Source organism: Archangium sp. Cb G35 (genome assembly GCF_001896145.1).
Lineage (GTDB): Bacteria > Myxococcota > Myxococcia > Myxococcales > Myxococcaceae > Archangium > Archangium violaceum.
Genome location: NZ_MPOI01000001.1, coordinates 368,915 through 391,919, shown reverse-complemented (window position 1 = coordinate 391,919; position 23,005 = coordinate 368,915). Strand labels below are relative to the sequence as shown.

The following is a 23,005-nucleotide window of genomic DNA, read 5'->3' as shown; positions in this document are numbered from 1 at the left end:
GCGAAGATGCAGCGCCCGTGATCGATACCGGTACCCTTGTCCTCGATGGCCGCTTCCGTGTGCTCCAGCTCCTCGGCGCAGGCGGCATGGGCGAGGTGTATCTCGGTGAGCAGGTGTCGCTGGGGCGCAAGGTGGCCATCAAGATCCTGCACGCGGATCTGATGGTGCACCCGAGCATGATCGAGCGCTTCAAGCGCGAGGCGCGCCTGCTGTCCGCGGTGGAGCACCCGGCCGTGGTGCACGTCATCGACTACGGACAGGCGGAAGTGGGCGCATGCCTGGTGATGGAGTACGTGGAGGGCGAGAACCTCTATGACGTGCTGCAGCTGGGGGCCATGGCGCCGTCGCGCGCGCTGCCCTTGATGTACCAGCTCGCCGAGGGCCTGGCGGCCATCCACGACAAGGGCATCATCCACCGCGACCTCAAGCCGGAGAACGTGCTGCTCACCAAGGGGCTGCGCGGGGAGCAGGCGCGGTTGCTGGACTTCGGCATCGCCCGGCTGGTGGAGCCGGACGCCTCCAGCAGCAACCTCAGCCAGGTGGGGCTGGTGGTGGGCACGCCGGAGTACCTCTCGCCGGAACAGGCGGTGGGCGCGCCGGTGGACCCACGCAGTGACCTCTACTCCTTCGGGGTGCTCGCCTACCGGATGCTGTCGGGCCAGCTGCCCTTCCCCGGGCCCGGGCCCACGCAGTACGTGGCCCAGCACGCCGCCGCGACGCCCATGCCCCTCCTCGAGGCGGCGCCCACGCTCGCCGGGCACCCCGCGCTCGTCGCGCTGGTGATGCAGCTGCTGCAAAAGGCACCCGCCCACCGCATGCCGCACGCCAACGCGCTGGTGGACGCGCTGGGCGCCCTGGCCGCGGCTGGAGCCCAGATCGCGGCGGGCATGCCCCTGGCGATGGCGGCGGGCACGGCCTCGCCGAGCATCTCCGCCTTCCTCGTCCCCGACGCCTCCGCCGCGGGTGGCAGCGGAACGGCCCCCTTCGCCGCGCCCCCGCCCGTGTCCCCGTCCCCGGCCCCGGCTCCGGCGAAGCCCGCCGAGTCCCCGGCCTCGGGCACCGTCGCCTTCGGCCCTTCCGCACCGGTGGCCGCGCCCGTGAGCAGTGGCCGCTCCCCCTCCCAGGCGCCCACCCGCGCCGATCGGAGCATGCAGCTGCCCGAGGGGGCGTCCTCGCCCTCGCGCGCGCCCACCCGTCCCTCCCAGTCCGCCCTGGCGGCCGTGGTGTACGAGAAGCACGTGGTGCGTGCCGGCACCGTCGTCCCCGCCCCGAAGCCCGCGGGCATGGTGGCCCCCATTGGCAGCGGCACCCTCTCGGGGAGCAAGCCACAGAACCTCACGGTGATGCTCACCGACCTGGAGGGCTTCACCGAGCGCACCTCGCGGCAGACGCACGAGCAGAACGCGCGGATGCTGGAGACGCACGACGGGCTGTTGCTGCCGCTGATTCGCCAGTACGGCGGGCGCCTGGTGCAGAAGCGGGGAGACTCGCTGCTGGTCACCTTCTCCTCGCCCACCCACGCGGTGCTGTGCGGCATGGCCATGCAGGACCGGCTGTGGCGGCACAACCAGACGTGCGGCCCGGACGAGCACCTGCCCGTGCGCATCTGCCTCCACACGGGCGAGGTGCTCGTCATGCGCGACGCGGTGCTCGGCGAGCCGGTGGAAGTGGTGAAGGCCATGGAGCAGGTGGCCCAGGCCGGCGAGGTCATCTTCACCGAGTCGGTGAACCTGGCGCGCAACCGGGTGGAGGGAGACGCCGAGCCCTGTGGCAGCGTGCCCATGCCGGGCAATGGCGAGCCGCTGCGCACCCACCGCTGCCGCCGCGCTCCGGAGGGCCTGCCCTTCGGTGGCCAGGACGAGGTGTCCCTCTCCCCGCCCATCGAGGAGCAGCTCGGCCCGGTGATGAAGCCGGTGCGGGCGGTGGTGGAGCTGGCGCGCACGGCGGCCGAGCGCACGGTGGCGCTGGTGCGGGCCTGGCCGCTCCATGCTGCGGGCGTGGGCCTGGGGCTCGTGCTGGGACTGGGCCTGGGCGCGTACGAGGTGTCGCGCCGCAATGATCCGGTGTACCAGGCCCGCGAGCTGATGGAGGCGGGCCAGCTGGAAGACGCGCTCAAACGCCTGACGGACCTGCCGGCGGAGGCGAAGAAGGACGCGGGGGTGCTTCAAATGCGCGCGCGGGCGCTGCACGGCCTGGAGCGGCACGAGGAGGAGCACACGGTGCTCGCCGGGATGGACGCCCCGGCACGCGAGGCCCTCGAGACGGCGGTGCTGGACGGGCTGGCCGAGGACTTCGGCGCGGACGAGTCGGACAAGGAGCTGCGCAAGCTGATGCGCACGCTCTCCAAGGAGCAGGTGAAGAAGCACTTCGAGGAGCTGGCGGACGAGGAGCCCACCACGCCGAGGCAGTGGGGCGCGCTGCGCTACCTGGAGGCGGAGCAGTCCACCGACGCGCTGGACCTGGTGAAGCTGTACACGCGCTCGCTCGAGTCGAAGAACTGCGGCGTGCGCGCTCGCTCGGCGCGGCGGCTGGCGGGCCTGGGAGACCCGAAGGCCGTGCCCGCCCTGGAGCAGCTGAGCAAGCTGCCCAAGGAGAAGGCAGTGACCGGCTCGAAGAACTGCGGGCAGGAAGAGGCGAAGGACGCCCTCGTGACGCTGTCGAAGAAGTGAGCGTCCCCGCCCACGGGCCTACAACGTCGAGGGAGAGGCGAAGCCGACGAAGAGCTCTCCCGTGAGCCAGGCACGCTGTCCCTTGGCCGCGGCGCGCAGGAAGTCGTTGAGGACGAGCCCGCTCTGGCCAGCGCGGTGGGTGCGCGGGAAGAGGAGGTTCATGCGCGAGCGGGCGATGCCCTTGCTGCCCCGGTGGATGAAGGTGACGGTGCCGTCCAGCTCGACGGTCTCCACGACGGCGATGTGGGTCATCCCATCGTTGCGCTTGCCGTCGCGGTTGCGGTCGTAGGTCTCCTGGAAGAAGACGAGGTCTCCGGGACGGGGACGGCGCTGGTGGAGGGCACCCCGATCCTTCGCGCGGCGGTAGATGGCGGAGACGGCGTTCTCGCCGTTGAGGAAGCCATGGTTGACCAGGTCGATGCCGCCCTTCATGTAGGCGAGCCGCACCAGGCCGGAGCAGTCGTCCGGGACGCTGCGGTCCACGCGGCCGAGCTGCTTCACACCCACGAGCTGCACCGCGCGCTCGACGATGAGGGCCGCGGCACGCGAGGGCGCCCCGAGGAAACCCAGGTGCGAGGCGCGCAGGCTGGAACCCCCGGACACGAGCCGGGCGACCTCCACCGTGGTGCTCAGCGCCCGCGCCACCTCTTCCGTCGACGCGGCCCCGGAGGACTCCACCGCTTCGGCCCGGGGAGCCTGCTCGGAGACTCCCGCCGCGGATGAAGCCGGAGCCGGAGCCGGAGCGGCCGGACGGAGCGCGGGCGTGGAGCCGGCGCAGGCGACGAGGAAACACACCGGAACGAGGAGCACACAGCGCATACGGAGTTCCCTGGCTGACGAAGGGGGGGCGACATTATCCACCTCCGCCTCCGCCTGCACCCTCTCCGTCCAGGCGTGTGTGCCTCCCGGCCGGCCCTCAGCCAGCCTGGAGCCGCGAGGGCAGCCGGAAGGTGAAGGCACTTCCCTTCCCCCACTCACTCTCCACCGAGAGATCTCCTCCGGCCTCCTGGAGGATGTTGCGCACCACCGGCAGGCCCAGGCCCGTTCCCCGGCCCGGTGGCTTGGTGGTGAACCACGGCTCGAAGATGGCGGCGAGCTTCTCCTGGGGGATGCCCACCCCGGTGTCCTCCACGCGGCAACAGACGAAGCCCGCCTCGCGGTCCTCGAAGAGCCGCACCCGCACCTCCGAGGGCCGGTCACGCACCACCTCCACCGCGTCGGCGGCGTTGCTCACCAGGTTGAGCAGCACCTGCTCCACCCGTGTCCGGCTCGCATCGATCCACAGGGGGGCCTCGGGCACCGACGCCGACACCTTCACGTGCTTGGTGATGCCCGCCGTACGCAGCATGGCCAGCGTGCCCGCCACCAGCTCACGCAGATCCATCCGCTCCACCGTCGCGCGCCCCGGCCGGCCCAGGTCCATCAGGTGCCGGCCATGCGTGGCCACGTGCTCGCAAGCCCAGCCCAGCTCCTCGAGCTCCTCGGCATCGGGCGCCTGGCCCCGCTGTGCCAGGTCGTGAAAGGAACTCCTCAGGCTGTTGAGCACGGTGGAGATGTTCCGCAGTTCGTGCCCCACCCCGGCCGCCAGCGTGCCCAGCGTCGCCAGCCGCTCCACCTGCAGCAACTGCTTGCGCGTCCGCTCCAGCTCCGCTTCCAGCATCTCGTGGTAGCGCACGCGCTCGGTCACATCCAGCGCCAGGCCGGTGACGCCCGTGAGCGCGCCCGTCTCGTCGAACATCGGCGCGTAACGCGTCTCGTAGTGGATGCCCTCGAACGTGATGTAGCCGGTGAAGGACTCACCCGCCAGCGCCCGCCGGGCCTGCGAGAGGATTTCCCGGTGGCCGGCGTAGACGTCGAAGACGGAGTGCCCCACCAGCCACCCCGGCTCGAGGCCCAGCGTGACCAGCGCCCCACCATCCGAGAAGGTGAAGATGCCCTTCGCATCCCACCCCCAGATGGTCATCTGCGCGCCACGGACGGCCGTGCGCAGCCGCATCTCGCTGAGCTCCAGGGCGCGCTGCATGAACTCGCGCTCGGCCACCTGCGCCTTCAGCATGCGATTGGCCGCCTCGCCCGCGGTGAGCGCCACCTGGAGGCGATCCTGCGTCTCGCGCCGCTCGGTGACGTCGACGAGGATGCCGAGCACGCCGAAGACGAAACCCCGCTCGTCCCGCAGGGGCACCTTGCTCGTCTGCGTCCACCGCGCCACCCCATCACAGCCCCGCACCGTCTCCTCGCAATCGGACAGCGGCTGTCCCGACTCCATCACCTGCTGGTCGCAAGCGCGGTAGAAGTCCGCGTCCTCCTTTCGCCAGGGCAGCTCGTGGTCGGAGAGCCCCACCACCGCGCCGGGGTCCACACGCCCGGTGATCCTCGCGAACGCGGCGTTGCACCCGAGGTAGCGCAGGTCCCGCCCCTTCCAGAAAATGGGGTACGGCAGTGCGTCGAGGATGTTCCGGAACAGCTCGGCATCCTGCTGCACGGGTGCATGGATGATGGCTTCGAGCGCCCGCATGGGTCCTCCCCCCCCTGTCCCCACGAAGAGCAGGGTCTTCGCGAAGATACCGTTCCGCTGGAAATCGTCGGAGAGACGCGAGCGGAGGTGTTCGCCGCTGGACGTCCGGGAGCTGAACCATGCACGAACCCTGAACGGGTCCAGCGTCCCCGGGTGCGACTCACGGGGCCTGCTGCGGTTGCACGCCGTGGGCACGCAGCACGCGCACCACCTCGTCGGCCATGACGCCATGGCCGGCCGAGCTCGGGTGGATGCCGTCCACGTCCAGCCCATCGAGGAAGTGGTGCACGTTGTCCGGCGCGTGCGTCACCGCCTCGAAGTCGATGACGTCTGGCCGCCGGTGCTCGCGAATCCAGGCATTCATCACCAGACGGCTCGCCTTCACCTGCTCGTACTTGCCGTTGTTGGCGTGCTCCTTGGGCAGCAGGGTGCCCGTCCAGGTGCGGCAGAAGGGCTTCAGCCGCTCCGTGAGCCGCTCCATGTCCGCCAGCAGCTTGCTGTCCGGGACGCCACTCAGATCATTGGTGCCCAGCAGGACGATGCAGTCGGTGATGCCCGACAGGACGAGCGCCTCCCCATCCAGCATCCGCAACCCATCGTAGAAGCCCTGACCGGAGACACCGGCGTTGACGATGGGCACCCCCAGCTGGGCGCCGGCCCGGAAGGCCCAGGTGTGACGGATGTCGTCGTGGCCGCCGATGTAGCCCTCGGTGATGCTGTCCCCCAGGGCGACGATGGCCCGCGCGGGAGGGCCCTCGACCTCCACGGTGGCCAGCCCCACGGGAACGGCCCAGGCCGTGCCCCCCAGCGGACCTTCCACGTTGGCCCAGGCGCCCGAGCGCATGGCGCTGCCAGGGAGCAGTTCGATGGCACTCGCCGCCAACGAGCCCTCCACCTCGAAGGACACGGCCAGCTCGTCACCGAAGTGGATGGGCAGGGATACGGGGTCGGACACCACGCGCGTCCGCGTCGCCACGGAGAGGCCGGGAGCGCCGGAGAACGTCACGGGCACCGGCGCGGAGGCCAGGGAGTCCTCGGGGCCAGCATGGGCGACGGTGACCCGCCGCAACACGAGGGGCCCTTCTCCCGAGCGGAAGGCGAGCCGCAACCGCTGCCCCGCCCGATTCACCGGCACGCGCAGCCGGAACGTGGTGAGGCCGCCCACGGAGTGGGACCAGCGCAGGGCCAGGTGGAAGCCGGGTTGGAACATGGGAGGCAGCGGCCGGGGCTGGCCCGGGTCGTGCCCGCCGCGCACGGGAGCCACCTCGAGCCCACCGGACGGCAATGCCTCGCAGGAGGACGCCGGAGCGGAGTCCTCCGGTGGGAAGAAGGTTTCCTCCTCGTATCCGGAGGGTCCACACTGGAGCATCAGAAGTGCTCCCAGACCCACCCGCAGTGCCACGCCTCGCCCGCTTCCCATCACTCCTCCCCCTCTCGGGGGAGGTATTGCACCTCACGGACCAGCGCACCGCGCGGGCCGGGCGCTACGGGATGATGACGCGGATGGCGTGGTTGAACGAATCGCTCACATAGATGTTCCCATGAACATCGGTGGCGAGCCCCGTGGGCGCGACGATGTCCGCCACGTCTCCGGAGCCGAGGTTCGTCCCGAGCTTCCCCGAGCCCGCCACGGTGACGACCCGCGAGGACGAGGCATCGGCGCCGAGCTGCACCTTGCGGATGCGGAAGTTGCCCGTGTCGGCGATGACCAGCCTGCCATCCACCGCCACCGACATGCCCATCTGGCCGCGGAACCGCGCGACGGACCCATCTCCATCCGCGAAGCCGAACACATACCCGTCCCGCCGGCCGGCGACGGTCTCCACCTTGTACGGAGCCGAGAGCGAAACGCGGCGCACGAGCTGATTGCCCGCCTCGAACACGTACAAGGCCCCGTCCTGGCCCATCACGAGCGCGGTGGGGTTGTTGAAGCTGGCCTTGATGCCGTTCTCATCCACCCGGCCGCCCGCGCCACTGCCGGCGATCGTCACGACCTCCGACCGGCCGGAGCGCAGCATGCGGATGCGATTGCCCACCTGGTCGGCGATGTAGAGGTTGCCGGCGGAGTCCACGGCGAGCGACATGGGCCGGTTGAAACGCGCCTTGGCCGGCACACCATCGGCGAAGCCCGAGCGGGAGACGATCCCCGCCACCGTCCTCACCTTCCAGCCCTCCGCGTCCTTCTCGAGGACACGGATGACGTGGTTCTCGGAGTCCGCCACGTAGATTTCACCGGCCAGCCCCACCGCCACCGCCGTGGGATAGCGGAACATGGCCTGCGCGCCCGCGCCGTCCCGGTAGCCAAGCTCACCATTGCCCGCCAGGGTGATGACGGTGGGCGTGGCCCCCGGCTGGATGAGCCGGATGCGGTTGTTCCCGGTATCGGCCACCACCACCTCGCCATTGGGCGTGACAGCCAGACCGGTGGGCGCCTTGAACAGGGCCTCCGCCGCGGAACCATCCTGGAAGCCGGAGCGCCCGGCCCGCCCCGCGAAGGCCTCCACGCGCTGCACCCACTGCCCCTCCGGCGGGGACTGCACGGGCCCCGGAGCCGTCACGGGCTCGCGCGCCGACGGACGCACCCGGTGCGTCAACGCCCGGTCCAGCACGTTGAGCGTCATGCGCGCCACGCGCGGATCCCTCAGTTCCGGATCCGTGCCCAGCCCGAGCCCCCAGCAGATGGAGCCCGCGGAGAACACCAGCCGGCCCGAGGGCAGCGTCCGATCCACCGCGGTGGCATGGGACGGAATGCCCTCGCCGCTCACCACCGGGCTGATCATGCTGACGTGGAGTCCCTCGGGAGCGCCCGGCAGCTCCGGGAAGTTCTTGTCGTACTCATAGCCCAGCAGGCCCTGCAGCAGGGTGCCCTGGGTCAGCCCGGTGCCCTCGAAGAGCCAGTGCGAGGCATCGCTCACCACCATGGGGAACATGACGAGCTGCCAACCCTCGTACATCGCGCCGAAGAGGTTGCTCTCCGGACGGGGGTTGGGCAGGTCCCGGAAGCGCACCGTCGAGCCCCGCTGGGGATCCAGGTCCGACTCGTTCTTGTAGCAGACCATGTTGCGCAGGTTGCCCCTCGCGTCCTTCTCGAAGCGAACGCGCCAGTAGCCCCCGTTCCCGCCGAAGTAGACCAGGCTCGTCTTCCCATCGGGGCGCTGGAGCGCCGCCTCCAACTGGTCGCGCTCCTGCTCCGGCCAGTACTCGTCCTGCGCCGCGCCGACGAAGGCGCCAATTCCCTCGACGAAGTCCGGGAAGCGCACGAAGTCCAGCTGCGTGCCGTAGGTGACGTCGTAGCCGTGCTTCTCCATCAGCTGGATGAAGTTGATGTCGAGGAAGAACGTCTTCCCGGCGCCGTTGGAGTCCTTGTACGGACGGTTGAAGGACACCTCGCGCGCGCGGCCGAGCGGTGTCGCCCACGCGGCGTCGAAGTAGAGGCTCGTGCCGCCCCAGGTGTTGTAGGCCTGATAGGTGGTGAAGTTGGGCGTGTAGAGGATGTCCGCGGCGCGCCGGTCCCGGATGACGAAGGGAACGAAGCGCATCGTCCCATCGGCCCGGGTGAGCTTCACCACGTAGAGCCCCGATCGCCACGCGGGGTCGATGGTGATGGAGAAGGTGTCGGTCCAGTCGCACTCGATGCGCGCCGTCGTCACATGACGCTCGCACGAGGCCTGCTCGCGCGTCTGCCAGGGACCGCCGCTCCACAGCTTGCGAGCCCCCGCACCACCGTAATAGCCCATGCGGAACAGCTCGGCGGTGACGGTGGTCTCCGTGCGGGTGGAGACCTTCACCCCCACGCTCTCGCCCGCCTCGGCGGACTCGGTGGAGGTATAGGCCTCGAGCTGCCCTTCGGGAGCCGCCGCGCCACCGCGCCAGCGCGGATCTCCCGGCCGGCTGTTCTCCTCGGGAATGGGATTGGGCGCCGGCTCGCGCTGGATCAGCGGAGGGCCCGGGGGCTCGCAATCAGAGCCGCATCCACCGCCAGTGTCACCACCACCCGTGTCACCACCACCCGTGTCTCCGCCGCTGGTGTCTCCACCACCGGTGTCACCACCACCATTGTGGCCGGGCTTGGGCTCCTCGATCGAATCCAGGGGGGTCTCATGGCATCCGCCCCAGAGCACACCCGCCAGCACCAGGGTGCCCACCCACAAACCCCATCCACGCCCCGCGCGCATAACCCGCCCCCACGGCAGTCAACAGTCCACTCCGGCCCACGGGCAACCCATGCAAGGGAAGCACCGTGCCCCGGGAGAGCCCGTGCTGTCATGGAATGCGAAGACGGCGTGAGAAACGAAGACGCCCGCTACCCAGGAATGGGCAGCGGGCGTCTCACACTGGGAACGCGATTACCCTGGTTGGGAAGAAGCCAAGTCATCGGAACAAAGTCCATTCAGGGGTGGGTGAGTCCACCTTCCGGGCGCGCTCTTCACGAACTTGTCCAACTGTTGGACAAGTCTGGCGAGACCGTGCCCGGAGGGGTCCTACCTGCTTTCGAGCTGAGGACAGACCCCTGAACGGACTTACTTCGGCTGGCTTAGCACCCGGACTCGACGGCGCCGATGTCCGGAGCGGACCCGCAGAACGGGAGACCCACGTTCTCGCCCCGATCGATGGCGGCCGACGCGGGCGCCAGGGTGGTGCTGTTCAGCAGCGTGCTGGACTCGAAGGAGTTGGCGTCGAAGCCCCGGGCCTTCCACTGCGACAGGGTCGAGCCATTGAAGGTGGCTCCGGGCCGGTAGAGGTTGCTGCCCATCTTCAACCCCGGCGCCTGGCCGCCCATCTTCATGACGTAGGCGGCGTCGATGATGTTGTTCTTCACCACCAGGTTCTCGGTGGGCCCGCCGTCCCCCATGCCCACGGTGAGCGCCGGGCCCTGCAGCCGGGTGAAGGTGTTGTTGTACACCTTCGTCCCCGTGGAGACCGCCAGTTGCAGGCCTCCGCCCGTCATGCCGCCCAGGGTGAGCATGTCCCGGATGCGGTTGCGGCGGATGACGATGCCCGAGGGGTACGGGCCCACGCGGTTGCCGCCCACGCCGATGGCCAGGCCGGCGTCGTAGAAGTCATTGTCCTCGATGAGGACGTTCTTCGCCGACATGTGCACCACCATGGTGCCATTGCCACCCAGGGTCGGGTGGCGCCGGGCGAGGTGCATCTTGTTGCGGCGGACGGTGACGTTGTAGCAGGTCTTGATGTCCAACGACTGCTCGATGTTGCCGTACAGGTCGTTGCCCTCGATGAGGACGCCATCGGCGGGGGCGGCGGAGCTGGAGCCATCCTCGCTGTAGCACTGGATGGAGTCACCCGAGTTGTCGTGGATGACGTTGCCGCGCAGGGTGATGTTGCGCGCCGTGGGCTGGATGATCACCCCGTGCGCGTCCTTCCCAGTGATGAAGATGTGATGGATGTGATTGTTCTCGAGCGTGGCCCCGTTGGCGCTGAAGTGGAAGCTCACGCCGGCCCCGTACTGGCCGTGGTGGATCTCCGAGTTGGAGAGCTTCGTCCCCTGCAGGTTGCCGGTGAAGGCCACGCCCAGGGCCTTGCGGTTCTGGATGTCGAAGTTGAAGCCGCTGATGAGCCAGTACGGCTTCTCCACCACCATCAGCGCGCCCGTCACCGAGCCCAGGATGATGCGGGGATTGCCCTCGCCCTGGAGCGTGATGGGTGCGTCGGCGGTGCCGCTGCGCACGGCGCCGGAGATGAGCAGGCGCTCGGTATAGGTGCCGGAGCGCACGCGGATGAGCTCACCCGGACCGGCCAGGGTGATGGCGCGGCTGATGGTGCGCAGGGGTGCCGTCTCCGAGCCGCTGGCCGTGTCGCTGCCCGTGGTGCTCACCACCCACACCCGCTTGTACGTGGGTGCGGTGACTGGCGACTCCGCGGTGGTGGAGCCGCCCGGCTGCTGGGCCGGCGCGGGAGGCCCCGTGTCCTCGTCCGGGACGGGAGTGGCTGGCACCTCCGCGGCGGGCGTCTGCGTTCCACCCGGCTCGGGCTCGGTGGTTCCCGGAAGCTCGGTGGAAGGCGTCACCTCAATGGGAGTGGGGGGCTCGCTCTCCTGGGCTCCACCCCTGTGGCCAGGGGAACCACAGGCAGTCACCAGACAGGCCAACAGGGATGAAAAAAATGCGGAGCGCTTGTTGAATGTTCTCACCGTGAACACCCTCCTGTGTTTGGGGTGTTCTGGACAGTGATTGGCGCTCCACTATTCCTGGATGATGCCTGCCTGCTCCCTGTGTGCCCGCTCGCCCGGCTGCTGCTTCAGGAGGCGTGCGGCCCTGCCTGATAGGAAGCGCGAGGCTCGGATTCGGCCTCTACCTCGGGAAGAGGCGGAGCCGTGGTGAGCTGGACGGGAGCCTGCGAGACATACCCGGCGGCTTCCTCGCACCAGTCCACGTGGCGGCGCACGGTGTTGGAGAGCTCGAAGAACTCGCAGGCCCGCTGGCGTGCCGAATCACCGAGCTGGCGCCTCGATACCGGGTCGTCCAGCAGGCGTTCGAGCGCGGCGGCGAGACCGGACTCGTCTCCGGGCTCCACCAGCAGACCGGTTCGTCCGTGCTGGATGAGCTCGGGGATGCCGCCGACCCGGGAAGCCACCACCGCGCAGCCGCAGGCCATGGCTTCCGCCACGGTGAGCCCGAAGGCCTCCGCCAGCGCGGGCTGGATGCAGATGTCCGACGTGCCGAGCAGCTCCTCCACGTCATTGCGAAGCCCCAGGAACTCCGTCTGGTGCTCCAGGCCGAGCCGCGCCGCGAGCGCGCGCAGGGCCGGCTGGGCCGGACCATCTCCGACGACGCGCAGGCGCACCCGGGGCGAGCGCAGTCGCCCGAGTGCCCCCAGCAGGTAGTGCACGCCCTTGTTCTCCACGAGGTTGGCGACGGTGATGAGCTCCACCGGCCCCCCGGACTGCGCGCGCGGGCGGGGATGGAAGCGCCGGGTGTCCACACCATTGAAGATGGTGCGCGAGCGGTGGGGATGGAGTCCGAAGCGCCGGCCCTCCTTGACGCGCACGTGCTCGGAGACACCCGCGAGGCTGTGCACCCGGAGCATGGTGCTCTGGTTCACCGCCCAGCGCAGGCCCCGGCGCACCACGTCCTCCTCCTCGTCGATGTGATCCGAGTGGGCCGTGTACAGCACCTGGGTGGGCCACGCCGCGTAGGCCGCCATCGCGATGCGGCTGCGAGGGGCCAGGAAGTTGAGGTGGATGATGTCATGGCCGGCCAGCCGGCGCGTCATCGCGGCCAGCCCCGAGCGCTCGAACGCCAGGAGGTCTTCCACCCGCGCGCCACTCGCCTTCAGCTCCGTGACGAAGGACGGAAGCATGGGCTCGCGCAGCCAGGCATCCACCTGGTGACCGCGCCGCGCGGCCTCCCGGCAGAAGGCGAGAATCCAATCCTCCAACGAGCCTTGCTTGCGTGGAGCCAGGCTCATCAGCAGTGCGATGCGAAGCCCCTTCATCGACTCCCCCTGCGCCCACGCCCCTCGAACCTCACACCGCGTGCGCCCTCACCGGCAGCGGACAGCCCACTCCCCATTCCCTTGTGATGAGGTCAGGACCCGCGCTTCGCAAGGGCTACAGGCAAAAGGAGTGCATCAACAGCCGGACTCCACCGCGCCAATGTCCGGTCCCGCACCACAAGATGGGTCCAGTTCCAACCGCTCGCCACGGTCGACGGCGGCGGGCCCGGGCGCCAGGGTCTCCGGATCGACCGGGGCCGCGTCCTCATACGAGTTGCCGTCCTGGCCCCGCGCCTGCCATTGCGAGAAATCGAGAGCCGTACCCGCCTCGAGGAATGTGGCTCCGGGCCGGTAGAGATTGCTGCCCGCCGTCAGCCTGGGCGCATGGTTTCCCACCTCCATCGCCTGGTCCGCGTCGATGATGTTGTTCTTCAGCACCAGGCCCTGCGTGGGCCCGCCATCCCCACGGCCGAGGATGAGCGCCGGACCCTTCAGCCGCGTGAAGGTGTTGTTCACCACCTGTGTGCCCGTGGAGACCGCCAACTGCAGGCCTCCGCCCGTCATGCCACCCTCGGTGATCATGTCCCGGATGAGGTTGCGCCGGATGACGATGCCCGAGGGCATGGGGCCGAAGCGGTTTCCCCCGATGCCGATGGCCAGACCCGCGTCATAGATGTCGTTCTCCTCGATGAGGACATCGCGGGCCGACATGTGCACCACCAGGGCCCCATTGCCTCCGAGCGTCGGATGGCGGCGGGCCTTGTGCATCTTGTTGCGGCGGATGGTGACGCCGTAACAGGTCTTGATGTCGATGGACTGCTCGATGTTGCCGTAGAGGTCGTTGCCCTCGATGAGCAGCCCCTGGGCGGGAGCCTGGGGCATGGCGCCATCCGGGCTGTAGCACTGGATGGAGTCGCCCGAATTGTCATGAATGACATTGTCGCGCACGGTGATGTTGCGCACCGTGGGTTGGATGAGCACCCCATGACCATCCTTGTTCGGGACGGAGATGTGGTGGATGTGGTTGTTCTCGAGGGTGGCCCCGTGAGCTCCATCGTGGAAACTGATACCGGCACCGTACCGGGCGTGGTGGATCTCCGAGCCGGAGAGCACGGTGCCCTCGGTGTTCCCACTGAAGACCACGGCGAAGGCGGGGCGGTTGCGCGCGTCGATGTCGAAGCCGCGGATGCGCCAGTGGGGCCGCTCCACGACGACGAGCGCGCCCTGCCGCGAGCCCGGGATGATGCTCGGCATGTCCACGCCCTCGAGCGTGATGGGCGCCTCGGCCGTGCCGGCGCGGACGGAGCCGGTGATGAGGACCCGCTCGGCGTAGGAGCCGGCGAGCACGCGGATGCGATCCCCCGGCCCGGCGAGGGAGAGGGCCCGGGTGAGGGTCTTCACGGGGGCCGCCTCCGTGCCAGCCGCCGCATCGTTGCCCGTGGGGCTCACCACCCACTCATGCGCGTAGGCGGGCGGTTCTGGCGCCCGGGGCGTTCCCTGCTCGGGCGAAGAGGGGGCGGCCGGCCGCTCTTCCGGCGGAGTGACGTCCGGAGAGGCCGCGCCCACGGCAGTGGCGGGGTTTCGTGGTCCCGGCGAAGTCCCCCCACCACACGCGGAAGCCAACAGGACCGTGGTGAGCAGCACGAAGGTAGTCAATCGGACATGCATGCGGGCAACCCCGTGGGAAAACGGAAGCGGAGTGACTAGGGACACCAGGGCCGCGCGGATGATTCCGGCGGAGGACGGAGGCCCGGGGACGTGCCGGGAGGCCGTCAGCCGGCATGCCTCGCGTCGGGAATGAAATGCGCCGGAGGAGGAATCGCCTTTCGGACGGGAAATGTCCGGAGGTGATGGTGCTCGCCGCGCGGAGTGCACAACGTGGGCGCGGGTGCCAGCGAGCCGGCTCCACGAGGGGGAAGGTCCGGGGATGGGAATGGGAAGCAAGGCGGTGCAGAGCCAGGATCGCTGGGCCTTCGGCTTCCTGCTCGCGTTCCTGGCCGCCATCTACATCAGTCCTGGTGAGTGGATACCGGGGCTCGCCAGATTCCGCCCGGCCCTGCTGCTGTCGGCGCTGTCCACCGGACTGATGGTGCTCGGGCGCATGGGCCGGCGGGAGAAGCTGTGGGTGGACGGACAGCGCGGGGCGCTGCTCCTCACCTTCTGTGGCCTGGTGTTCGCCTCGCTGAGCTGGTCGCTGTACCCGGACGCCACGGAGTTCGCCGCGGTGGAGCTCCTCAAGTGGGTGCTCGTCTACCTGACGCTGGTGAACCTGGTGACGACGGAGCGGCGGCTGCTGTGGGCCTGCCTCGCGCTCATCGTGGGCTCGCTCTTCACCTCGCGCGGAGTCATCGCGTGGCACCAGGCGGGAGTGGACATGGTGGAGGGATACCGCGCGCGCTGGGTGGGCGTGTACGCGGACCCCAACCGCATGGCCATGAGCGTGGGCATCATCGTGCCCCTGGCGGTGGCCGTCCTCGTGCGCAAGCAGAGCCGCTGGCTGGTGCGGCTGACGTGCGGCCTCGCGGCGGCGCTGGCCATCACCGCCATGGTGTTGAGCTACTCGCGCGGAGGCTTCCTCGGGCTGGTGGCCGCCGCGGGCACGTGGGTGCTGCTGGAGCGGAACCTCACCCGCACGCTGGTGGTGGTGGCGGCGGCCGGGGCCATGCTGATGCTCTCTCCGCAGAGCTTCTGGAACCGCACGCGCACGGTGGGCACCTATGAGGCGGATGCCTCGGCGATGAGCCGCGTGGAGGCCTGGACGGTGGCCTCGCGGGTGAGCGCGGAGCACCCGCTGCTGGGCGTGGGCGCGGGCACCTTCCCCTATGCGTGGCGGCTGTATGGCCCCGTGGGCTCGACGCGGGTGTACGCCGCGCACAACGTCTTCCTCCAGGTCATCTCCGATCTGGGCTTCGTGGGGCTGGGGCTCTTCCTGGCCTTCATCGGGGCGGCGCTCGGACCGCTGTGGACGCTCGCGCGGGACAAGGAGCGGGGCTGGCTGGTACGGGCGCTCGCGGCGGCGGTGGTGGGACACCTGGTGTCCTGCCTCTTCGCGGGCTTCCTCGTGGCCGTGCACTTCTATGTGCTGTTCGGGCTCGCGGCCTGCGCGGACCGGCTGGCCCGCGCCGCCCGGCAGGTCCCCGAGGAGGGGACGTCCGGACTGGCCCCGATGCCGCCGTCCGCCGAGCAGCCTCCGGACTGGGCGCCCGGCGCGGAGACAGCGACTGGAAGAATCTCCGGCCGTCACCGATGAGGTGGTGCATCCTCCTTCTGTCGACCCATTGGAGGAGAGCGCCCGATGATCGCCACCCCACCCGGGACACACGCCGTGGAGCTGCCCGGCCCGCGCACGACGCCGCTGCTCGGAGTCACTGGCAACTACATCCGCTTCCTCGCGAACCAGCTGCGCTGGCTCGAGAAGCTGAGCAGCTACGGCCCGATGGTGGCGCTGTCACGGGACAGCATTCAACACGTCTTCATCTTCCACCCCGGCCACAACATGCAGGTGCTGAGCAACCCGGCGCTCTTCCGCTCCCTGGAGCTCTGGCGCACGGGGCCCGAGGACTCGTCGCTGCGCAGGTTGTGGACGGGACTGGTCTCCACCAACGGAGAGATGCACCGGCAGCACCGGCGGATGATGATGCCCTCCTTCCATCGGAAGAAGGTGGAGAACTACCGCGACGCCATGGTGGCGTGCATCGATCGGATGCTGAGCAGTTGGAAGCCGGGCGAGGTACGGGATGTCCTCCTGGAGATGCGGCAGGTGACGCTGCTCATCGTCACCCAGGTGCTCTTCGGGCTGGAGGATGATCAGGAGACGCTGCGGATGGGACTGCTGATGGCGGAGTGGCTGGATCGCTACACCTCGCCGGCCGTCCACCTCGTGCCCTGGAACAAGCCGGGGCTCCCCTTCCGCCGCCTGCTCGAGGTCTCCGAACGGGGCGAGGCCGCCATCCGGGGACTGATCGCCCGGAAGCGCGCGCAGGGAGCGGATGGGGACGACGTGCTCTCCATGCTGCTGCACGCGCGGGACGAGGAAGGGGGCTCGATGTCCGACGCGGAGCTGGTCGGCCAGACGAACATCCTCTTCGTCGCGGGCCACGAGACGACCACCAACAGCCTCACCTGGACACTCTTCCTGCTGGACCAGCACCCGGAGGTGCACGAGGCGCTGCTGGAGGAATTGGAGGGAGAGCTGAAGGGCGCGCCTCCCACCATCGAGCAGCTCGAGCGGCTTCCGCTGCTGGACCGGGTGGTGAAGGAGAGCCTGCGCCTCCTGCCGCCCGTGACGACGGCCTTCCGCACCAGCACCGCGCCCTTCGAGATGGGGGGCCTCCACTTCGAAGCGGAGACGCATCTGTATTACAGCCCGTACATCACCCACCGGCTGCCGGACCTCTATCCCGAGCCGAAGCGGTTCCTCCCGGAGCGTTGGTTGAAGGCCGAGCCGCCGGTGTACGGCTACATCCCCTTCAGCAACGGGCCGCGCCGGTGCATCGGCGCCACCCTGGCCCTGCTGGAGATCAAGCTGATGCTCTCCATGTTGCTGCCGCGCTTCCGGCTCTCCCTGCCACCGGGCGCACGCGTGGACCCGATGGTGCGGGCCACGCTGCGGCCGAAGGGCGGACTGCCCATGCGCGTCCATGCGCAAGACAAGCGCTTCGAGCGCCCGGAGGTACGCGGCCGGATTCGCGACGTCGTGGCCCTGGGTTGAGGCCCGTGCCTCACCCCTCCCAGGTGTCCATCATCGTGCGCACCCGCTCGTAGCGCTCCAGCAGCTCGGCGCGCTTGGCGGTGAAGAGCACCATGAAGCCCACCACGCCCACGCCGAGCAGCGAGAGGAAGGCGGCGCCCATGCGATGGTCCCGGATGCCGAAGCGCGCCAGGTTGGCGAGCACGCACGTCACCAGGAAGGCACTGCCCAGGTACACGTAGGAGCGGATGCGCAGCGCCATGCCGGCCGCCACGCCCACCAGGCACAGCAGGACACACAGCAACATGGCCCGGCCGTCCTGGAACATGAGCGGCTTCCACGCCCCGGCCACGTAGACGAGCGTGATGGCCATGGCGCGCAGCTTCGCCCGCGTGTCCGGCTCCATCGCCTCGTGGAAGACGCGCAGCAGCACCAGCAGCGAGAGGCCCGCGGGGATGACGTAGTACTGCGGCTCTCCGGCGCCGGTGCCCATCCAGACGAGGAAGAGCGCGGCGTTGAAGGCGCCCGCCGAGACGAGCGAGGACATCCCGCGCTGCGAGGGGTGCGCGGCGAGCGCGGCGAAATGGGCGGCGTAGCCCACCAGCAGGGCCGCCACGTACAGAGGTTGCTCCCACGGCGCGGTGAGCAGGCCCGCCATGGGGAAGAGGTAGGCCGCCCACAACGCCGGCCTGCGGAAGGCGGGCAGCCCCGAGCCCTCGCGCATGACGAAGACGTAGAGGCCGGAGAAGATGACACCACCCACCAGCGCCACGAGGCTGTCCGCCGTGCCCAGCCCCGAGGCCAGCGCGTGCAGGCGCACCGACAGGTAGCCGAGCACCACCGTCCACACGGCGAGGAAGGCGGACGTCTCGTCCTTCTCGCGCACGGCCCGGCGCACCAGCGCGAAGCAGAGCACAGCCAGGCACGCGCAGTCGACGATCGCCGCCACCACCACCCCGGCCGCCCCGGGCACCAGCACCAGGCCGCCGAGCACCTCCACCAGGGCCACCACCGCGAAGGAGTGCCCCACGCTCCGGCGGATGCGCTCGCTCGCGAGGAACAGGGCCGCCGTGGCCAGCAACGCGCTGACCGCCCCGAAGAACGGGAGGATGAACTCCGCGCCCCTCCCGGTGGAGAGCAGCGCCCCCACGTGTGCGAGCAACGCGTGCAGCCCCAGCAACGAGGCCACCCAGCCCACCACGGCGCGCTCGGGACGCCGGTACACCACCGCCCAGGCCGTGGTGATGCCGGAGAGGAGGCACACCGCCGTGCCCGGGTGCTTCAGGTCCCTGAGGCCGAAGATGGACAGCAGGGCCAACGCCCAGCCCGCGTGGTGCAACGCGGCGCCCACGGCCACGTCCCGCTCATCCAGCCAGGTGCCCGCCATGCACAGCAGGAGCCCCGTGACGCTCACCACCGCGGGCGACCAGAGCGGAGGCACCGCCGCGACGACCACGCCCGCCAGCAGCGCGGCGGCCACGTTGGCCATCTCCCGCTCGCGCGACACCATCAGCACCAACGAGGCGAGCCCCGCCAGCAGCGCCACCGGAAGCGGCAGCGCGCCCGGCCCGCGGTCCACCAGGTGCACCACCACGGGCACCGCCGTGGAGAGGGCTCCGGCCACCCACAGCGGCTCGCTCCACGTGCCCGGGAGCCCCGGCGACAGACGCCCGGCCAGCCGCGTCAGCGCGCGCTGGATGCCTCCCACCTGGCACAGGGCGGACAACAGGGCCGCGCCGAGCGCCACTGCGGCGAAGGACAGCGCCGCCTCCGGGCGCCACTCGAGGAAGACATGCTCCGCCGTCCTGCCCAGCGAAGCCCCGGCGAGCACGAGCACCGAGGCCGTCAGCATCCAGTTCCGCGAGAGGAGGAAGGCCCCCACCAGCAGCACCCCGGCCAGCAGGGCGATGGCTCCCGGCGAGGCCGCGTTCAGCACCAGCCGCCAGCCGCAGAGCGCGAGCGCCCCCAGCACGGTGACGGGCCGCAGCGAGGAGTCCGGCGGCGTGCGGAAGAAGGCCCACAGCGCGCCAGGGGTGTGGTGCGTGAGGAAGCCGAGCGCCAGCAACAGGACGATGACGCCCAGGTGGAGGGGGAAGCAGAAGAGCAGCAGGCCCACCCCGAGCCCCACGCGCACCGAGGGCCTCGGCCCGGGCAGCAGCACGAGGGAGGCCGCGAGCGGCGCGAGCACCCAGGGCTCGGCCCGTGTCTCGAACACCAGCACCACGCCCACCAGCGTCAGCGCGCCCTGCATCCACATGGACAGGTCGCGCGCCGGCTTCTCCTCGGACGTGCCGAGCAGGAGGTACCGGGTGGCCGGCAGGTGCTCCGCGGCACGCACCACCCCGAGCGCGAGCAGCGGCAGCGCGGCGGCCCAGGGCATGGACAGGTTCGTTTCGAGGACGAGGAAAAGCGAGAGCAGCGGCGCGAGGCCCGCGAAGAAGGGCTGGCGGTTGGCGCGCGTCCACACCAGGGGCAGCAGCACCGTGCCCGCGAGCACCGCCAGGGACGCACTCCTGCGAGCATCCACGCACGCGATGAGCAGGAAGCCCAGGGCGCAGAGCGTCGCCGCGAGCGAGAAGCGGCGCTCCCCGGCCAGGAGACGGTGGGCCACGCGATGCGACTCGAGCAGGGCCAGGAGGCTCAGCAGCGAGGCCAGTACCAGTGAATGCCAGGCCAGGGTGGATCGGAAGACGAAGACGGCGGCCCACAGGGAAGCGGCGACGACACTGACGGACGGGTGCAGTGCACGCGCGGTGAGGAGGGCCGCGAGCGCGGCACCGAGCGCGAGCGGGTACGGCTGCTCCCCGCGCGCCGCCGCCACCGCCACCACGGAATAGAGGAGCGAGACGAGGCCCGCGGTGAAGGTGCTGGCACTGCGCCCCCAGCGCGCGGCGGCCACGGAGGCCCCGAGGGACCAGGGGACGAAGAGGGCCACGGACAGGGCCGGCGTCATCCAAGGCCAGACGGAGAAGGCCCCCAGCTTCGGCAGCAGGGCGAAGCCAGCGAGGATGACTGCGAAGGGACGGACCTCGGGCAGGGTGCGAGAGGCCACGGCCACGGCGGCGGCGGCCAGGAGCACGGTGACGCCGAACCAGGGCACCTGGATGGAAATGCCCCAGAGGAAGGCCATGAAGGCATAGGCGACACCGGGCCAGCCCAACAGGCGCGCACGGCCGCCGAGGCCCCCCAGGGTGGCGAGCCCCAGCGCCGAGACGGCGAGGGCCAGGGGCACCCACGACGGACCGGCGAGGCTGGCGAGCTTCGGTACCACGGCGGCTGCGCCGAAGGCCGCGAAGGCCAGCAGGTAGGGGTTGGCGAGGTTCCACGCCACGAGGAGCGCGGCGGAGCCACAGAGCACCATGCCCGTCAGCGCGGAGGCACGGGCGTCCGCACCGAGGCTGAACACGAAACCGATGGCGGAGAGCCACGCCACGGCGGCGCTGAAGGCGTGGCACGTGCGGCGGGTGCAGACGAGCGACAGCGCGGCGAACACGAGCGCCACCCCACCGCACACGAGCGACCCACCCGCGGCGCCGAAGAGGGCGTAGGCGGAGAGCGGGAGGAAGAAGGTGAGCGCGGCGCCGGTGATGGACAGATAGAGGCGCTCGAGGAGCAGACCGGAGACCACGCAGACGCAGCTGAGCCCGAGCACGGTCCAGAGGGACGGACGCAGATCGGAGCCCATGTGGCCGAGGAGGACGAAGAGCGAGCTGGCGACGGCGGTGGCGCGCAGGAGGACCTCGGAGCACTCCGCGTCACGCGCCGAGGAGGTGCGCTCGGCACGGGAGCGCAACCACGCGGCGAGGACGACGCCCGCGAGGACGTATGGCACGGCCGAGAGCGCTCCGTAGTGGAACGGGAGCTTGCCGGCCACGGGGTAGCCGAGCGAGGCCTTGAGCGAGTCGATCAGCGCCTTCACGGCGCCGGGGACGAGCTGACCGGCGGAGGCATACGAGAAGTACGCACCGGCATAGGCGAGGTACACCCAGCGCACGCGGGGCAGCTCGCCGCGGGAGAGCCCGAACACGGTCCAGGTGAAGACGGCGGCGGTGAGGAAGAAGGCCGGGGGCGCGCCGGTGGCGGCGAGCGCGAGGCAGCCCACCTGGAGCGAGGCGATGCCCACGGAGAGCGAGTCCGCGGCCTCCTGGGGAGGCAGACGGCGGAAGCCGAGGCAGGTGGCGAACAGGAAGGCGAGGAACGGGGCGTAGCTGCCGAAGGAGGGGGCCACACCGGAGGCGGCGAGGGCCAGGTGCAGGCGGATGGCGTAGAGCAGCAGCAGGTAGAAGGGCGCGGCGAGGACGAAGGCGAGGGCCTTGTTGCTCCGGGGCTCGGGGACGGGCCTGCGCGAGAGGACGAAGAAGAAGGCGCAGGGCAACAAGTCCAACCAGAACGCGAGAGCGCTCCGGGCGAAGAGGGGTGCGAGCCCCATCATCAACGTGGTGCCGAGCAACGCGACCTGGATGAGGGGTCGCGAAGGAGCATCGAAGAACTCAGCGGGCTTGCGAACGAGGGCGGCGGCGCCGGCGGACCAACCGAGGAGCAACGGCAACAGCAGCACGAGCGGGACGCCATCGAGATGGAGACCGCCGAGAGGCCCAAGGGCGATACCGGCGAGAGGAGCGACAGCGGCGCCGATGAGGCCGAGGATGCGGCCGGCGTCGGCGAGGGCCTCACGGCGGGCGAGGAGGGAGCCGCAGATGGAGAAGGCGGCGGAGTAGCCCGCGGTCATGCCGAAGACGACGAGCGAGCGGGTGAAGGAGGTGAGGCCGGCCCAACTATCGAAGGCGAGGTAGAGAGAACCCGCGACGATGAGGAAGGCGCCGATGAACCAGCCGATGCTCTCGTAGAGGAAGGGGCGCCAGACGGTGTCCCAGGTCGAGGCCTCCTCGACGATGCGAGCGGTGACGGTGCGAACGGGAGGAGGATCGAAGAGAGGCTCGGTGACAACGGGAGGAAGCGGCGTCCCCACCTCCGCATCCCCCGCCTCTCCCTCACGCGCATCCTCTCCCTCGCCCTCCGGGAGAGGGTCGGGGTGAGGGTGCCGGGCCTCCCGGGTTGCGTCCGCGTCAACTCCCTCTCCCTCTGGGAGAGGGTTGGGGTGAGGGTCTACTCGAGGGCCAACCTGTGCCTGTTCACTGGCCACCTCGAGAACGGAGGAGGACGAAACCGGCTCCGCCGAAGACGCGGTGCCCACAACCTCTGGAGCACCCACGGCCTGAGGAGCCACAGGCTGAGCGGGAGCAACCTCCCCTGCGGAAGCAGCCTCCACGCGGGAAGCAGCGGGAGCATCGGCGAGGACGGAGAGGAGGATGCGAACCTGTCGCTCGTATCTCTGGGTGAGATAGCTCCGTGCGCCCTTGGGGACATAGGTGGAGTCCCAGAGCTGCAACTCCGCGAGGAGGAACTGGACGTGGGCGAGCTCCTGCTCCAGGGCCTCGCGAGGGCGCGGAGCCATGGAGTTGCCGCACGCGGCGCAGCGCAGGCCGCCGAGGCGTTCCTGGCGGCAGGACGAGCAGTACATGGTGGGTAGATCCCCCTACAACGACCATGCCGGGCACGAAGCCCAGGGAAATGAGGAACTTGAGGCATGGGGTGCCACCCGACTGACGCAGTGCGCCCGAGCCCATATGCAGCGTACTGCACAAAGGGACGGGAGCGCACGGGGGGCCGCAAGGGCCC

General features: G+C 70.2%; 11 protein-coding genes. 3 read left to right on the top strand and 8 right to left on the bottom strand.

Features of this window, described 5'->3' with window-relative positions; translation table 11 throughout:
- Window positions 1-17: 17 nt before the first annotated feature.
- A complete protein-coding gene (locus tag BO221_RS01590; RefSeq protein WP_233165574.1) occupies window positions 18-2,669 on the top strand; it encodes a protein kinase in 2,652 nt (883 codons plus the stop codon).
- An 18-nt stretch (window positions 2,670-2,687) separates the two neighbouring features.
- Here BO221_RS01590 and BO221_RS01585 read toward each other — a convergent pair whose 3' ends face one another.
- From BO221_RS01585 to BO221_RS01555, 7 genes are all read right to left on the bottom strand, one after another.
- On the bottom strand, window positions 2,688-3,488 hold the full coding sequence (locus tag BO221_RS01585; RefSeq protein WP_073558555.1) for an NlpC/P60 family protein: 801 nt from the start codon (window positions 3,486-3,488) through the stop codon (window positions 2,688-2,690).
- Window positions 3,489-3,585: 97 nt separating this feature from the next.
- A complete protein-coding gene (locus BO221_RS01580) occupies window positions 3,586-5,184 on the bottom strand; it encodes a PAS domain-containing protein (protein WP_158079771.1) in 1,599 nt (532 codons plus the stop codon).
- A gap of 160 nt (window positions 5,185-5,344) precedes the next feature.
- The gene (locus BO221_RS01575) at window positions 5,345-6,604 is read right to left on the bottom strand and encodes an SGNH/GDSL hydrolase family protein (protein WP_073558553.1); all 1,260 of its coding nucleotides are present in this window, start codon (window positions 6,602-6,604) and stop codon (window positions 5,345-5,347) included.
- A 64-nt stretch (window positions 6,605-6,668) separates the two neighbouring features.
- Window positions 6,669-9,329 carry a N,N-dimethylformamidase beta subunit family domain-containing protein gene (locus BO221_RS01570; RefSeq protein WP_158079770.1) on the bottom strand — a complete coding sequence of 887 codons (2,661 nt, stop codon included), beginning with the start codon at window positions 9,327-9,329 and terminating at the stop codon, window positions 6,669-6,671.
- A 389-nt stretch (window positions 9,330-9,718) separates the two neighbouring features.
- The gene (locus BO221_RS01565) at window positions 9,719-11,332 is read right to left on the bottom strand and encodes a right-handed parallel beta-helix repeat-containing protein (RefSeq protein WP_073559399.1); all 1,614 of its coding nucleotides are present in this window, start codon (window positions 11,330-11,332) and stop codon (window positions 9,719-9,721) included.
- 107 nt (window positions 11,333-11,439) lie between these two features.
- On the bottom strand, window positions 11,440-12,636 hold the full coding sequence (locus BO221_RS01560; RefSeq protein WP_073558551.1) for a glycosyltransferase family 4 protein: 1,197 nt from the start codon (window positions 12,634-12,636) through the stop codon (window positions 11,440-11,442).
- A 135-nt stretch (window positions 12,637-12,771) separates the two neighbouring features.
- A complete protein-coding gene (locus BO221_RS01555; protein WP_073558550.1) occupies window positions 12,772-14,304 on the bottom strand; it encodes a nitrous oxide reductase family maturation protein NosD in 1,533 nt (510 codons plus the stop codon).
- A 259-nt stretch (window positions 14,305-14,563) separates the two neighbouring features.
- Here BO221_RS01555 and BO221_RS01550 point away from each other — a divergent pair, with 259 nt between their 5' ends.
- Window positions 14,564-15,886, top strand: a complete 1,323-nt coding sequence (locus BO221_RS01550) for an O-antigen ligase (protein WP_073558549.1) — start codon at window positions 14,564-14,566, stop codon at window positions 15,884-15,886.
- A gap of 45 nt (window positions 15,887-15,931) precedes the next feature.
- Complete coding sequence (locus BO221_RS01545) at window positions 15,932-17,347, top strand: cytochrome P450 (RefSeq protein ID WP_073558548.1); 1,416 nt, start codon at window positions 15,932-15,934, stop codon at window positions 17,345-17,347.
- A gap of 10 nt (window positions 17,348-17,357) precedes the next feature.
- Here BO221_RS01545 and BO221_RS01540 read toward each other — a convergent pair whose 3' ends face one another.
- Window positions 17,358-22,295 (bottom strand): hypothetical protein, encoded by a 4,938-nt coding sequence (locus BO221_RS01540; protein ID WP_233165573.1) that lies wholly within the window; start codon window positions 22,293-22,295, stop codon window positions 17,358-17,360.
- Window positions 22,296-23,005: the final 710 nt, after the last annotated feature.

What these genes read in the sequence shown, in the direction of transcription:
- BO221_RS01545 (WP_073558548.1), top strand. Translation starts at nt 15,932, where the DNA reads ATGATCGCCACCCCACCCGGGACACACGCCGTGGAGCTGCCCGGCCCG.
- BO221_RS01560 (WP_073558551.1), bottom strand. Translation starts at nt 12,636, where the DNA reads ATGAAGGGGCTTCGCATCGCACTGCTGATGAGCCTGGCTCCACGCAAG.
- BO221_RS01555 (WP_073558550.1), bottom strand. Translation starts at nt 14,304, where the DNA reads ATGCATGTCCGATTGACTACCTTCGTGCTGCTCACCACGGTCCTGTTG.
- BO221_RS01580 (WP_158079771.1), bottom strand. Translation starts at nt 5,184, where the DNA reads ATGCGGGCGCTCGAAGCCATCATCCATGCACCCGTGCAGCAGGATGCC.
- BO221_RS01585 (WP_073558555.1), bottom strand. Translation starts at nt 3,488, where the DNA reads ATGCGCTGTGTGCTCCTCGTTCCGGTGTGTTTCCTCGTCGCCTGCGCC.
- BO221_RS01575 (WP_073558553.1), bottom strand. Translation starts at nt 6,604, where the DNA reads ATGGGAAGCGGGCGAGGCGTGGCACTGCGGGTGGGTCTGGGAGCACTT.
- BO221_RS01550 (WP_073558549.1), top strand. Translation starts at nt 14,564, where the DNA reads ATGGGAATGGGAAGCAAGGCGGTGCAGAGCCAGGATCGCTGGGCCTTC.